The organism is Enterocloster sp. OA13 (assembly GCF_022440595.1).
Classification (GTDB): Bacteria; Bacillota; Clostridia; order Lachnospirales; family Lachnospiraceae; genus Enterocloster; species Enterocloster hominis.
The window spans coordinates 2,013,512-2,028,032 of record NZ_JAKNTF010000001.1 but is presented as its reverse complement, the minus strand read 5'-3'; the positions used below and the strand labels follow the sequence as shown (position 1 = coordinate 2,028,032).

At 52.1% G+C, this 14,521-nt stretch carries 10 protein-coding genes; all 10 read right to left on the bottom strand.

Annotated features, from left to right (window positions below):
- Positions 1–2: 2 nt before the first annotated feature.
- Complete coding sequence (locus MCJ35_RS08920; protein WP_120057379.1) at positions 3–3,587, bottom strand: response regulator; 3,585 nt, start codon at positions 3,585–3,587, stop codon at positions 3–5.
- A complete protein-coding gene (locus tag MCJ35_RS08915) occupies positions 3,587–5,791 on the bottom strand; it encodes an EAL domain-containing protein (RefSeq protein ID WP_008725571.1) in 2,205 nt (734 codons plus the stop codon). Before MCJ35_RS08915 ends, MCJ35_RS08920 begins: the two co-directional genes overlap by 1 nt.
- A gap of 851 nt (positions 5,792–6,642) precedes the next feature.
- Entirely contained in the window at positions 6,643–7,956 is a 1,314-nt protein-coding gene (gene hisIE / locus MCJ35_RS08910; RefSeq protein WP_025482004.1) for a bifunctional phosphoribosyl-AMP cyclohydrolase/phosphoribosyl-ATP diphosphatase HisIE, read from the bottom strand.
- A gap of 12 nt (positions 7,957–7,968) precedes the next feature.
- Positions 7,969–8,688 (bottom strand): 1-(5-phosphoribosyl)-5-[(5-phosphoribosylamino)methylideneamino]imidazole-4-carboxamide isomerase, encoded by a 720-nt coding sequence (gene hisA, locus MCJ35_RS08905; protein WP_008725567.1) that lies wholly within the window; start codon positions 8,686–8,688, stop codon positions 7,969–7,971.
- 19 nt (positions 8,689–8,707) lie between these two features.
- Positions 8,708–9,685 (bottom strand): hypothetical protein, encoded by a 978-nt coding sequence (locus tag MCJ35_RS08900; RefSeq protein ID WP_081738991.1) that lies wholly within the window; start codon positions 9,683–9,685, stop codon positions 8,708–8,710.
- 14 nt (positions 9,686–9,699) lie between these two features.
- Complete coding sequence (gene hisB / locus MCJ35_RS08895) at positions 9,700–10,287, bottom strand: imidazoleglycerol-phosphate dehydratase HisB (RefSeq protein ID WP_025482006.1); 588 nt, start codon at positions 10,285–10,287, stop codon at positions 9,700–9,702.
- Between the two features lie 164 nt (positions 10,288–10,451).
- Entirely contained in the window at positions 10,452–11,744 is a 1,293-nt protein-coding gene (gene hisD / locus MCJ35_RS08890) for a histidinol dehydrogenase (protein WP_025482007.1), read from the bottom strand.
- On the bottom strand, positions 11,745–12,392 hold the full coding sequence (gene hisG, locus MCJ35_RS08885; protein WP_008725559.1) for an ATP phosphoribosyltransferase: 648 nt from the start codon (positions 12,390–12,392) through the stop codon (positions 11,745–11,747).
- A gap of 30 nt (positions 12,393–12,422) precedes the next feature.
- Positions 12,423–13,688, bottom strand: coding sequence for an ATP phosphoribosyltransferase regulatory subunit (hisZ, locus tag MCJ35_RS08880; RefSeq protein ID WP_008725557.1), 1,266 nt, complete (start codon positions 13,686–13,688; stop codon positions 12,423–12,425).
- 169 nt (positions 13,689–13,857) lie between these two features.
- On the bottom strand, positions 13,858–14,421 hold the full coding sequence (locus MCJ35_RS08875) for a helix-turn-helix domain-containing protein (RefSeq protein ID WP_227794910.1): 564 nt from the start codon (positions 14,419–14,421) through the stop codon (positions 13,858–13,860).
- Between the last annotated feature and the right edge of the window lie 100 nt (positions 14,422–14,521).

The window sequence follows — 14,521 nt, the reverse complement described above, 5'->3', positions numbered from 1 at the left end:
TGTCAGGCCTCCTTTCCAAAAATAAAGTCATATAAGGTTTGAAACAGCCGTTCCGGCTCAATGGGTTTGGCCAGATGGGCATCCATGCCGGCTGCCTTGCTCTTTTCAATGTCATCATCAAAGGCATTGGCCGTCATGGCAATGATCGGTATGGTTCCGGCATCCGGATTACTCAGATGGCGTATGTTCCTGGCTGCTGTCAGGCCGTCCATAAGGGGCATGCGTATATCCATTAAGATGGCGTCATAATACCCATCCGGCGACTTGCCGTACATCTCCATGGCCCTGAGCCCGTTCTCCGCCGTATCAACCCCAAAGCCCTTTCCTTCCAGAAGCATGACCGCCACCTCGGTATTGATGATATTGTCCTCGGCAAGCAGCACCCGCTTCCCTGAAAAATCATAGTCTGATGCTTCCGGCTGGCGTTCCTGTTCTTCCTTTTCCCCCAAGGCCCTTGTGAACGCAGAAATCAGGGATGATTTAAACATGGGTTTGCTCATCAGCAGGTTTACCCCTGCCAGCTTTGCCTCATGTTCAATGCATATCCAGTCATAGGCGGTCATGATGATGATGGTCACATCCGGTCCCACAATCTGCCGGATGCGGCGCGCCGTCTCAATGCCATCCATTTCAGGCATCTTCCAGTCAATCAATATCATGTCAAAATACCTGCCGCCGGCCCACAGCATGCTTACCCGTTCCACTGCCTTGCGGCCGCTGTCCACCCATTCAGCCTTAATCCCCATTTCCTCCAGCGTGACAATGGCGCTTTCGCAGACAGCCACATCATCGTCCACCACCAGGGTCTTCAGATGGGAAAAATTATGGACGGCTTTCCTTTTATTGTGACGGAGTTTTTCTTCCTCCGTAATTCCCAGCTTCACATCAACGGTGAATTCCGTGCCGATTCCCTTAATGGAGCGGACGTTTATCTTGCCATCCATCATATCCACAATACTTTTGGATATGGCCAGGCCCAGGCCAGAGCCTCCATAAGGAGTGGTGGTGCCTGTGGATTCCTGGGAAAACGGTTCGAAGATATGGGGGATGAATTCCTCTCCCATCCCAATACCCGTATCATTGACAATGAACCTCAGGACGGCGTCATTCTTGGTCTTCCTGCGCAGGGCTGCCGAGAGCGTCACCTTACCGCCCTCCTTGGTAAACTTAATTGCATTGCTCAGGATATTGATCAGGACCTGCTGCAGCTTCATGGCATCGCCCATGTAATAGTCATCCAGCACAGGGTCCACGATACACTCATAATCCACGCCCCTGGCAGCGGCCTGGGCGTAGCAGATGGAATTAATCCCGTTCAGGAAATCTTCTGTTGGTATTTTTTCATTTTTAAGCAGCATCTTCCCGCTCTCAATCCGGCTCATGTCCAGGATGTCATTAATCAGGGACAGAAGGAAACGGGAGGAGATTCCAATTTTGGAGATACAGTCTTCCACCTGTTCATCATCCCCGATGGACTGGGCGGCAATGGTGCTCATTCCAATGATGGCGTTCATAGGGGTGCGGATTTCATGGCTCATCCTGGAAAGGAAGTCAGACTTGGCTGCATTGGCCTGCTCTGCCGCAACCAGCGCCGCTGCCAGGTCTTCCTTCTGTCTCTGCTCCTTGCGAACAACATCGGTCACATCAGTGCGGGACATGCCCACACGACCCAGGGCCTTATTGATGTAGAAGACCTGAAACCGTTTTACACGCATCACGCCTGCACGGTCCCTCATCTCCACAATAAAGGAATAGCTGTCCTCTTTTTCCAGATGATCCTTAATATATTGGTAATCCAGTTTCTGAAGATACTCCTCACTGGCCGCCTTTTCCATACACTGGGCCGCAATCCCCCGTATGGATTCCTGGAACCTGCCGGGCTTTGGCACCTGTTCCTTCTGATTGCAGCGGATGGAAACCGGACGGTGTGTGTCTTCCTGTATGTCAATCTCCGTCACTATGTCATAATCCAGTTCAGCTATCCTATAGAGCAGCTGCTCCTGAACCATCTTCTCGGTCACATCAAAGGTATAGAAAAAGCATATGATGTCGCCGCTTTCAGGATTCAGACAGAAGCGCAGGCTGGCGCTGCACCAGAAGGATCCCCGGCGGATGCTCCTGCGCTGGAAATCAAAGTGATAGGTTGTCTTGCCTGAGGCATAGCCGGCCAGCACCCGTTCCCGCTGTAAGTCATGGAGGATTTTCCTGCCGTATGCCGCATCCACCGCGGAACCTGCCAGCTTCGCAACTGCCTCCTCATATGTATCGCCTATTTCCGCAACGGATGCATCGTCTGTGGAGGCATGGCTCTCCAGCCTGTTCTGTGTAACATTAAGCCTTCCCTGTACCAGGCCTCCCTCAGAGGACAGTTCGGCAAAATAAAGCAGTTCTTTCTCATACAGTTCCTTGACCCGCTCCTGGACATTTTTCTCGTCCGTTGCATCTACGAATACACAGTAAAAATACTGTTCCCCATTTTCACCGGTGAACAGCTGCGCTTTAATGGAAATCCATTTTACCTGCCCATTTTTGCAGACCAGACGGTTTTCATTCTGGATGGTATTGCCATGCTTAAGCTGGGCCCTCAGTTTTTCCTCCATGACTGCCAGGTCTTCCGGATAGATGACTGCTGACATCCGGTTGCCCATTGCCGCGAATTCCTCCCGTGAATAGCCAAGGAAATCAAAAAGGCCGTCATTGGCATCAATCACGGAAAAATCAGAATCAAACCGGCAGCGGAAAACTGCTCCCGGGATATTATTGTAGATGTTCATTACCTCTAACTGGGCCAGCTTCTGGGCCGTGATATCACTGCACACGGATGTGATGGCAGGGCGGCCATCCTCTGCTACCGTCTTATGCCCGGTATCATGGATCCAGATATAGGATCCGTCCTTTTTCCTCATCCTGTACTCTACGGTATACTCTTCCCCCCTGTCCAGCTGGGCTGCAATGGATTGTCCCGCCAAAGCCCGGTCCTCCGGGTGGATGCAGTTACTGATACATCCGTCAATCTCTTCCACAAACTCCTTTTCATCCAGGTATCCCAGATATCGTAACATTCTCTGGTTGATGAAATAAAAAGGGGAGCCATCCCCCATATAGTGGCCCATCATACCGCCTGCAAAGGCCTCATTCAACAGTTCCTGACGCTGCTTAGCTATATTCTCCATGACCAGCGCCTTGGGATAATGCTCCCCGTTCCTCTGGCTGGAGGCTGGCTCAGAGAAATTAAGGGTACTTACCAGCCATCTTCCATCCTGGAGGTGGAGTACGAAAAAGCACCGCAAAAGCCAGGAATAAACCGTATTCCTCAATGTGAATTCCGAGGACAGGATGTAAACTGATTCCTCCGGATACTGCTCGTAGACAACGGAAAAATCCACTCCGAATGGTTCCGGTATCTCCCTGATATCCTGTAAGAGATATTGGAACATATCATCTTTTCCGCAGGCATATTCATTGTCCCCCGTGCCCACGAACCGTATATCATCCGCCACATATTCAAGGGCTGCCCCGGCATCCCTCTGTTCAAACCATGCCTGGCAGAACAGCCGCACTGTCTGATTTGCATCTATGTGGTCCATCATATTATTTCCTTTCTCCACAGGCAGTATTTATCCTTGTTTGTATTCTGAACCCCCGGGACCTCAGGATTCATGCGTTTCATGGCTTCCAGGGGCGTTTCTCCCTGCCGGGTCAATGCCACTCCAGCCGATGCGTAAAACAGGGCACTTCTCTGTATCCGTCTTGAAAGGCTCTGCATTAAATGTGGCTTTGCAATAAAATCATCAGCCCCCTGTTCCAGCGCCCTGTACTCCTGTTCCGGATCCGGCCCGGACGTGGTTATGACGGGAAGGTTCCACAGACTCCTGTCCTTCTGTATGGCCTTAAGGACCTTGAAACCGTCTGGTCCGGGCAGGGTCAGGCTCAATACCACCGCGGCGATATCCTGATTGTCTTCAATGAATGCCAGGGTATCGGTGCAATCCGCGGTACCGGCCACACGGTACCGGCCCTCAAATGCCTTATGCACCATGTCCCGGTAATCCTCATCCTCGTCCGCAACCAGCAGGATTGGAAGCTCATTCCTGGCCTCCGCGTCCGTTAAGGGTTCTTCTATCCCCGCTCCCCTGTAATCATCCAACAGCCCTTCGAATTCCTGACATGGCATCGGCTTTGCAAAATAATACCCCTGTACATAATCACAGCCAATCTCCGTAAGCCTTAAGAGCTGCGCCTTTGTCTCCACTCCCTCGGCCACAACGCTCAGGTTCATCCAGCGTGCCAGGTTGATGATGAACTGGAGGATTCCCTGGCTTTTGGGCTTTGCCATCTCGCTCCGTATGAACTTCATATCCAGTTTCAATATATCAATGGGCATGTCATTGAGCATGTTAAGGGATGAATACCCGCTTCCGAAATCATCCATCTCAATCACGAACCCCAGTTCCCGAAGGATTGTCACCGTATCGATGATCTGTTTGGGATTCTCCGTGTAGGCGCTTTCCGTGATTTCCAGGTGAAGACGTGACGGAGCCAGGTCATATTTCTCAATGATCTTAACCAGGGTGTCTGCAAGATCCTCATTATAGATATCTGCCCGTGAGACATTCACGGACACGGATATGGGATAATATCCCCTCTCATCCCAGTCATGGAGCACGGCGCATGCTTTCTCCCATACAAACCGGTCCAGCCTGGTGATGAATCCGTTCTTCTCAAATAATGGTATGAATTCAGCCGGGGATAAAAAGCCCCAGACCGGATGGTTCCAGCGCACCAGGGCCTCAGCCCCCACCAGGGCCTCGTCCTTGATTCTGTATTTGGGCTGGAGATAGACCAGGAACTGGTTCTGTGACAGCGCGGATTCCATGCTGTCCGTAATGGCCTGTTCCCTCAGAAGCTGGTTGCGCAGCGTATCATCATATATAGCAAAATACTTGCCGTACTGGCCTTTGATGCTCCGGGCTGCCAGCAATGCGCGGTCACAGATCTGTTCAATGGACACAGATCTGTCCTCCACATTATAGATGCCCCATTTCATCACAATATTATGTATATCAAGCAATCCGTTCACCAGGGCGCTGGCCTCAATGAACATGTCATCTGCATAGTCACCCCTATGCTCTACCAGGCATGCGAACTGGTCGGAATTAAGACGCCCGCAGATACCGATACCCTTTAACCGCTCCGCGTAAGCATTGCCGATTCCGCGCAGCAGGCTGTCTCCTGCCTTGACACCGAATACATCATTAATCAGTTTGAAGTTCTCAATATCCGAACATATTATGTCATACTGCTGGTCAGGGTTGCGCAGGAGCACCTCGCCTGCCTGCTGGTAAAAATACTGCTTGCTGTAAAGTCCCGTAAGCCTGTCATACTGGATCATGTTAATCATGGCAGCGGTTTCGCGCAGCCTGATGATTCCCGCCACCCGGTGCAGGATGACCTGAGGCTTATAAGGCTTTGCAACAAAATCCGTTGCCCCGTGGGACAGGGCCGCCACCTCATCTGACTCGGCATCGTTCTGGGTCGTGACAATGACAGGGATAGAGGAATAAGAAGGGTCTGCTTTCATAATGGACAGGAAGGTATAACCATCCATGACAGGCATGATGATATCCAACAGGATAAGGGATATCCCCTCTCCAAACTGCCTCAACACCCCAAGGGCCTCCTGGCCATTCTCTGCTTCCTCAACATCATAGTCAGCGGACAGAATCTGGCACAACAGGCTCCGGTTAAGTGCATTGTCTTCCACCACCAAAATCTTCTTTCGTGAAAACATAACTTTACTCCTCTTCTTTAGGATATAAATGGTATGAAATATAGATAATTAATCCATTTTATTTTAACATAGTGGTATCAAAAACTCAATGATGGGTTTTGGGGGATTTTAGGGGGATTTTAGGGGGAGAAGGGGGAGGTGCATCCGTTCGTGAGCGGAATGGGGATGGGGGAGATGGACGCGGGCTGCGGACCTAGCTGGTCTAAGGGTGTGGCAACCGGCGCTGGACAAGAGGCTGGCTGCCAAAACTCGCGCCTGGTCTTCTACCAGGTATTTTGGTATCGGGCTCAGACAATGGCGCCAGCCTCTTAGCGCCCCTTCCCACACCCTAAGTCCAGCACGGTCCTGTAGATGCATCCATCTCCCCCATCCCCATTCCGCTCACCCGCTACGTTTTATATTCCCTTCTATACCACTTAAATCGGGCCGGGAATTGAAAAGTATCGGGTTGTCTTTTAAATTTGTCTTTTTTTGGTTTAGATGGCAGATGGCGGAAGGCGGAAGGCTCAGCGGCCTCTTCTGGAACCTTGGCAGGAGGAATGGGCGGGGGACAGGCAGGGGGACGGTTCCTTGTGGAGGGGCTTGGTCTGCTTGCTCAAAAAGGCGGCGGAAACAGGGCCGAGGGAGGGCTTCCAAGCCCGAGTGCAGAGCGCCCACGGACGAAAAATCATGAAGATTTCTTCGGTAGTTGGCGCGGTGCCCTGTTTCCGCCGCCTTTTTGAGTTAGCAGGCCATGCCCCCGGAACCAGGAACCGTCCCCCTGCCTGTCCCCCGCCCATTCCTCCGGAGAACGCAAAAAGCAGAGGCTACATAACCTACGTCACACTCCCTCTGCCTCTCCCAACATCCCCCTACCGGTTCGCAAGCTCCTCTGTTATTTCTTCCCATGTAACACCTTTATCAGCCATTAACACCATCATATGATACAGGAAATCCGATATCTCATATTTGATTTCCTCCGGGTCCGGGTTTTTGGCCGCTATGATGATTTCCGTGGCTTCCTCACCCAGCTTTTTAAGGATTTTGTCGATTCCCTTGTCAAACAGGTAGTTGGTGTAGGAACCTTCCTTTGGATGTTCCTTCCGGTCCAGGATGACATGGTAGACATCCTCAAATACCTTCAGCGGATTGGTTTCCTTGTATTCCTTTTCCGCCAGGGTGGTGTAGAAACAGCTCCTGTTTCCGGTGTGGCAGGCTGCCCCTACCTGTTTTACCGTGGCAAGGATGGTGTCATTGTCGCAGTCTATCTTCAGGGACTTCACATACTGGTAATGTCCGCTGGTTTCGCCCTTAAGCCATAGTTTCCTGCGGCTCCTGCTGTAATAGGTCATCTTCCCGGTGGTCAGGGTTGCCTGGAATGCCTCCTCGTCCATATAGGCCAGCATCAGAACCTCCAGGCTTTTGTAATCCTGTACGATGACAGGGATAAGCCCGTCGCTGTTCAGCTTGAAATCATTCCATGACACGGCGCTCTCAAAGGTATCCGTTGATATGCCTGCGCTTTTTAATATCTGTTTCATCTCCATGCAGGAGCCTGTTTTTCCTTCCTGAAGGGTAAGGACAGCGCCCTGGACCTGGGGACAGCCGAAATGGATTTTCAACTCGCCGGCCATGTCCTGGATGGAGTCGTGGCCGCCGCAGAATATCAGTGTCCCATGTCCGCCCTCGCCGATTTCCCCCAGTTCCTGTAAGGATGGGACCTGGGCAGAGGTCCTGACAATCATCACGGATGCGCCAAGCTGCGCATACTCCTCCATCCTGGGGATATAGGATACGTTGGGGAGATAGGCATATATCTTTTCCCTTCCAAAACGGTCCGCGGCCTCCTTCATCATGTCCACATTATCTTCCCGGCCCACATCCAGAAAGACCGCGCTTGCACCTGCATAAAGATACTTTTTCACATCCTCCAGGCGTCTTACGCGGCCGCCTGCCAGTATGGGCTCATCGATTGTCCTGGCTGTTTCCTTCATGATGCCGATTACGGACTCGTGGTCCTCATCGCTTTCAGAATGGTCATATATCAGCACCTCGTCCGCCCCGTTGTCGCACCCCTGCCTTGCAAGTACTGCCAGAGGGCTGCCGTACACGGTCCGTCCGTCCCAGGTATATGCCCTGCCTTCCTTTACGCCAAATCCTAATATCAGCTTTTTGTAATCCGTCATAGTATGTATCTCCTAGTTTTCATAAAGCATTACGGCTTCCTTCAGATCAATCCTGTTTTCATAAAGGGCCTTTCCAATGATTGCTCCCCTGATTCCCGCCTCATGCAGTTCCTTCAGGTCCTGCATACAGGATACCCCGCCGGATGCTATGATGTCAAGTCCCGTGTCATCGGTCAGACGTTTTGTGGCCTTTACATTGGGGCCGGACAGCATCCCATCCCTGGATATGTCAGTGTACACAATATGCTTTACGCCATAGCCTTTCATCTTAAGGCATAATTCACTGGCAGTCATGGAGCTGACCTTTTCCCAGCCCTCCACCGCCACCATTCCGTTCCTGGCATCCACACCGGCCACAATGGCGTCTTCCCCGAATTTACCGACCATCTCTTCAAGGAATTCAGGATGCTCCACTGCCTTGGTCCCGATGATTACCCGCTTCACCCCCAGGTCAAGCATGCCGCGCACTGCCTCCTCTGAGCGGATTCCGCCGCCTATCTCTATGGGTATGGACACATGGTCCACAATCTTCCTGATGGCCTCCTCGTTAACGGAATGGCCTGCCAGGGCGCCATCCAGGTCCACCAGGTGCAGGAAGGTGGCTCCCTGCGCCTGCCACCAGGCCGCCACCTTCCAGGGCGCATCCGAATACACGGTAATGTCCTTAAATTCTCCCTGTCTTAAACGGACACACTGTCCGTCCTTCATGTCTATTGCCGGATATAACTGCATTGGTTTCTCCTCTTTCTGTTTATTGTCCTGTCTGTCCCAGTTTCCTTTGAAGCATCCCAAGGATCTGTCCCCCATGCCTGCCGCCTGACACGATATGTGCATACCCATCCCTGGTGACGGCAATCACAAATCCCCCGCTGGCCTCCATCCGGTCAACGAAGGTGTATGGAATCACATCAAACCGGTAAAAGGATGTCACGATGAAATGCTCTGTCAGGTAAACGCGGCTGCCTTTGACGGCCTCATCCGTGTGCTGCAGTTCCAGGTCCGCCGCCCTAAGCTCCTCCGGCCTTCCAAACAGGCCCGCACGTTGGGCCTTCAGTCCCCTGAAGTACCGGAACAGCCGGTTCCCGCCAAGAACCAGAATCAGCGCCGGAATCACATAAAACAGGACGGACCAGGGATATTGCTCCAGGTAGGTCCTGGGAACCGTGTCCAGATAGTAGTTCCCCACTATCTGGGTCAGATCCTCCATGGTAATGGGAAGCTGGGTTTCCTCCCACAGCTGGCTGTAGTACTCCCTTGCGTATCCAAGCATTTCCGGCACAATGGGTCTTCCATAGCCGCATACATCCACTGCAGGAGGTGGCTCAGAAAGCCCATCCCCATATGTATAGTCCATGAGGGCCATCAGGTTCTCAGGCATATGGCCTTTCATGGAAATGATGTAGGGCCTGAACATAAAATCAAACCCGTAATAATAATTCTCTTCTGATTTTACGTGTTCCGCAAAACTATCCGTCAGATACTGCAGCCTGACATAGCTGTATCCACCTGGTTCACTGGAATCAAAGGGAACCGCGAGGTTCTGTTCCTCCCTGTATCCCCTTCTGGCCTCCTGGTCCAGCATCAGTCCGGCCAGGGCAGAAGACAATCCTAATATCAGCAGCAGGATTCCCGCCATAAGCTTTCTATTCCCGTATGCCAGGCCAATCATCTTTTTGGACAGGACATGGCCTCCTGCCATCCCTTCCCCTGCCGGTGTCCCTTCTCCCACTGCCGGCCTCCTTCCTAAAGGCTTCCTTTGGTGGAGAGCACGCCTGTAAGTCTTGGCTCTGCTGCAACCGCACTGTCCAGGGCCTTTGCAAATGCCTTAAAGGCAGCTTCAATGATATGGTGGTTGTTCATGCCTGCCATCTGCCTGATGTGCAGGTTCATTTCTGCTGCATAGGAAATGGCATAGAAGAATTCCCGGACCATCTCTGTCTCCAAATCCCCTACTTTTTCACGGTCCAGGTCAAGATTATAGACCAGATACGGCCTGCCGCACAGATCCAGGGCGCACAGGACCAGGGATTCATCCATGGGGAGGATCTGGGAACCATAGCGCACAATCCCTTTTTTATCCCCCACAGCCTGTTTAATCGCCTGTCCCAGGACAATCCCGGTATCCTCAATGGTGTGGTGGGTATCCACTTCCAGGTCCCCCTTCACCTTTACGGTCAGGTCAAAGAACCCGTGACGGGCAAAACTGTTCAGCATATGGTCAAAGAATCCGATGCCTGTCTGGATATCCGCGTTCCCGCTCCCATCCAGGTTAAGGCTTATCTGGATTTCTGTTTCTTTTGTATTCCGTGTTACCACGGCCGTCCTTTCCATCATATATCCCTCCTAATTTCATGTGGCTTGACGATACCTGGCGCCGTCCGGGAATCCCACCCGGGAACCCATACCAGGAATGCCACCCAGGACCCCCGACCAGGAACCCTGCCCCGGTATCATGAAGCGCGTTCACACCCAATTCCAAAAAACAGGCATTAAGCCTATGGTTCGAACCGTACCCGGATGGAATTGGCATGTGCGGTCAGGTGTTCGGACTCCGCAAACAATTCAATATCCTTATGGGCCTTCTCAAGCGCCTCCCTGGAGTAGTAAATGATGCTGGATTTCTTGATGAAGTCATCCACTCCAAGAGGCGAGAAGAATTTGGCTGTCCCGTTGGTGGGCAGGATATGGTTCGGTCCAGCGAAGTAATCCCCCAGGGGTTCGCTGCTGTATTCGCCGATGAAGATGGCCCCCGCGTTCTGGATTTTCGTCATGACCTCAAAGGGATTGGCCGTTACAATCTCAAGATGCTCGGGCGCAATATTGTTGGCTGTCTCCACCGCCTTTTCCATGGTATCCGCAACCAGGATATACCCGTAATTATCCAGGGACTTTGCAATGATATCGCCTCTGGATAATACCTTCAGGAAACCATCCACCTCATCCGACACCTTCTTAGCAAGCTCCATGCTGGTGGTCACCAATATGGCGCTTGCCAGCTCATCATGCTCGGCCTGGCTTAAAAGGTCGGCAGCCACAAAGCGCGGATTGGCGCTGTCATCCGCAATCACCAGAATCTCGCTGGGGCCTGCAATGCTGTCAATGCTCACATGGCCGTACACAGCCTTCTTGGCAAGGGCAACAAAGATATTGCCCGGTCCCACAATCTTATTGACCCTGGGTATGGACTGGGTGCCAAAGGCAAGGGCTGCCACTGCCTGGGCCCCGCCCACCTTATACACCTCGGTGGCGCCTGCCAGATGGGCGGCTGTGAGGGTGACAGGATTCACCTTCCCGTCCTTCCCCGGCGGGGTCACCATGACAATCCGCTTTACCCCTGCAACCTCGGCCGGTATGATATTCATCAGCACAGAGGATGGATAGGCCGCCTTGCCCCCCGGCACATAAACGCCCACGCTCTCAAGGGCCGTCACCTTCTGGCCCAGTATGGTGCCATCTGGCTGGGCGTCAAACCAGCTGTTCCTCTTCTGCTTTTCGTGGTAACGGCGGATATTGTCCATGGACTTTTTCATGACTGCAAGAAGGCCTTCGTCCACCTGGGCCATGGCCTCTTCTATCTCTTCCTGTGTCACCCGGATGTTGGATGCATCCAGGTCCGCATGGTCAAATTCCCTTGTATACTCAAACACGGCCTCATCCCTGCGGTTCTTTACATTTTCCACAATCGCTTCCACGGTCTTTGTATAGCTGTCATAGTTGTTCGGGTCGCGTCTGAGCATGTCAGCCAGGATATTCTTCATGGATGCATCGTCTAATGTTATGATTCTCATTTAATTATCCTCCTTAAGCAGTGCCTGGAAATCCTTGATTATCTTCGTGATACGCCCGTTCTCCGTCTTCATGCTCACCTGGTTCACCACCATGCGGGCGGACAGGCTGCATACCTCCTCCAGAACGGCCAGGCCGTTCTCCCTGAGGGTGGAGCCGGTCTCCACGATATCCACGATTACCTCTGACAGCCCCACGATGGGCGCCAGTTCAATGGAACCGTTCAGCTTGATGATCTCCACGGTCTGATACTTCTGGTTATAAAAATAATCCTTTGCAATATTAGGATACTTGGTGGCCACGCGTATCAGCTCATGATGCCTTAAGCTCTCCTTTGCCGATTCAGGACCGCACACGCACATCCTGCACCTGCCCATCCCCAGGTCCATGACCTCGTAGAGCTTGCGCCCCTCCTCCAGGATGGTGTCCTTGCCCACGATACCTATATCCGCCGCCCCATATTCCACGTAAGTGGGCACATCATTGGCTTTGGCCAGGAAGAAACGGATCCCCAGCTCCTCATTTACAAATATCAGCTTCCTGGAATCCTTATCCTTCATCTCGTCACAGGAAATACCGATTGCCTCAAACAGTTCCATGGCCTTTTTGGCCAGCCTGCCCTTTGCCAGTGCTATTGTTAAATATCTCATCTGCCTTCAAGCCCTCCGATAATTCAATTCTTACTCATACGCCTCAATGGGAATCTCATCCGCACTGCCGTTCACCATATCCATGGCAGTGACCACCCGGCCGTCATCCTTCAGATACAGGAGGTTCCTCATGTGGCGCCCCAGCGTCATGTCCCTGTAATCTTCCAGGCTCTTATCCTGCCGCCGCTTCATGGACTGGACGGCAAGGCCCTTTTCCTTAAAATAACGGCCCAGGCGTATGGCGTTATCCCTGGCCGGGGCTTCATAGAGGATAACCGTGTTCACCAGGGTCACAGGCGTATCTATCTGCTGTCTGGACAGGGCCGCCATGACCTGGTCCACCACAATGGCGAAGCCGACGGCAGGCGTATCCTTGCCAAACTGGACCAGAAGCTTATCATAACGGCCTCCGGTGACAATATAATCCCCTGTCCCATATGTATATGCCTTGAAAATGATTCCCGTATAATAATGATACTTGCTGAGCATCCCCAGATCATAGGACACATAATCCGCCAGTCCATAGCTTTGAAGGATGGCATGGACCTGCTCCAGCCGTTCAATGGCAGCCAGGGCCTTGGGGGAGGATGTCAGCTTCCTTGCCTGGACAATCTGTTCCAGGGAACCAAACAGCTCCGGCAGTTTCAAGAACACCTGCTTTAAGCCCTCATCAATATCCTGGCCCTTAAGCAGTTCAGCCACGCCAAAGTCATTCTTATTCTCCACCAGCTGGTTCAGCTCCTCTTCCACTTCCTCACTGAACCCCGCTTCTTCCAAAAGGCTGCGGTAAAATGCCACCTGTCCCAGTTCCACCTGGAATTCCTTAAGGCCCGCCGCCTTCAGGCTGTCGATGACCATGGCAATCATCTCGGCGTCCCCGTCGGCAGAATCATCCCCGATAAGCTCGGCCCCCATCTCGGCCCTCTCCTTGAGCCTTCCCTGGTAGCTGCTGTTGTTCTTAAAGGTGCGCTCCAAGTAGCAAAGACGCAGCGGCATGTCATCATCCATGAAATATTTGGCGACACACCTTGCAACGGCCGGGGTCATATCCGGGCGGAGCACCAGGGTATTATTATCCCGGTCAAAAAACTTGAACATCTCCCGGTCCGACACGCTTCCCCTGTCCTTGCTGAATATGTCGAAATATTCAAAGCTGGGCGTCTGTATATGCTCATAGCCGTACAGGTATAAGGTGTTCAATATCTTATCCTGCACCGCCAGTTTCTTTCTGCACTCCGCATTGTAACTGTCCCTCACGCCTTCCGGGGTGTGGATTAAACGGTTCTTTCCTGCCATCATGTCCCATCCTCTTTTATCATATTCTTTGGCTTTTGCCATTGCATCTGCATCATTATACCTGCAGCCTTTGTTATCGTTCACCTTCACTTTTTCGTAGTAAAGTGCTAATTCGATAACGTGATTGTATTATTATAGGGGATATCAGACGGATTGTCAATCAGAAATCCTACTGTCTCCCATAAAAGATTACCATACTCATCTCTGCATTTCCCGTCCCCGGATTGCGGTAACCGTGGGCCGTGTCCGCCTTAAAGCGGATGGAATCCCCCTCTGCCAGCTCCCACTCCTGTCCGGCCGCCTCTATGACGGCCTGACCACAAAACAGGGTTATATACTCCTCGGTTCCGGCCAGGTGCGGCCGGGCCTTTAAGCATCCTCCCGGCTTTATGACAATCCGGTATGTCTCAAACAGCTTCCTGTCATCAAAGGCAAACACGGGATAATTCATATAGTTTCCCCCGTCCTCCATGATAGGCGTGATATCGCCTGCCCTTATGACGGCGGCATCCTCCATGCCTGTCTCAACCAGCGAGGTAAAGGATACCTTATAGCCATTGGCAATCTTCCAGAGTACGGAAATAGTGGGGTTCACATCCCCCTTCTCAATTTGGGCCAGCATGCTCCTGGATACCCCGGTTGCTGCCGCGGCCCCGTCCAGGGTCAGTTTTTTTGCTTCCCTCAGCCGCCTGATATTGCGGCCCACTTCCAGATTAATATTAATATCCATCATTTCCTCCAATAAAGCCAGATACCTGATTGACAATATAGTGGATTAATAGTACAATATGGTAGACTTCCAATATATTGGTTCCTACATTCCACTATATTAT

Coding starts and splice junctions, on each gene's coding strand:
- MCJ35_RS08920 (WP_120057379.1), bottom strand. CDS start 3,587: ATGGACCACATAGATGCAAATCAGACAGTGCGGCTGTTCTGCCAGGCA.
- MCJ35_RS08915 (WP_008725571.1), bottom strand. CDS start 5,791: ATGTTTTCACGAAAGAAGATTTTGGTGGTGGAAGACAATGCACTTAAC.
- hisIE (WP_025482004.1), bottom strand. CDS start 7,956: ATGACGGATTACAAAAAGCTGATATTAGGATTTGGCGTAAAGGAAGGC.
- hisA (WP_008725567.1), bottom strand. CDS start 8,688: ATGCAGTTATATCCGGCAATAGACATGAAGGACGGACAGTGTGTCCGT.
- hisB (WP_025482006.1), bottom strand. CDS start 10,287: ATGGAAAGGACGGCCGTGGTAACACGGAATACAAAAGAAACAGAAATC.
- hisD (WP_025482007.1), bottom strand. CDS start 11,744: ATGAGAATCATAACATTAGACGATGCATCCATGAAGAATATCCTGGCT.
- hisG (WP_008725559.1), bottom strand. CDS start 12,392: ATGAGATATTTAACAATAGCACTGGCAAAGGGCAGGCTGGCCAAAAAG.
- hisZ (WP_008725557.1), bottom strand. CDS start 13,688: ATGGCAGGAAAGAACCGTTTAATCCACACCCCGGAAGGCGTGAGGGAC.
- MCJ35_RS08875 (WP_227794910.1), bottom strand. CDS start 14,421: ATGATGGATATTAATATTAATCTGGAAGTGGGCCGCAATATCAGGCGG.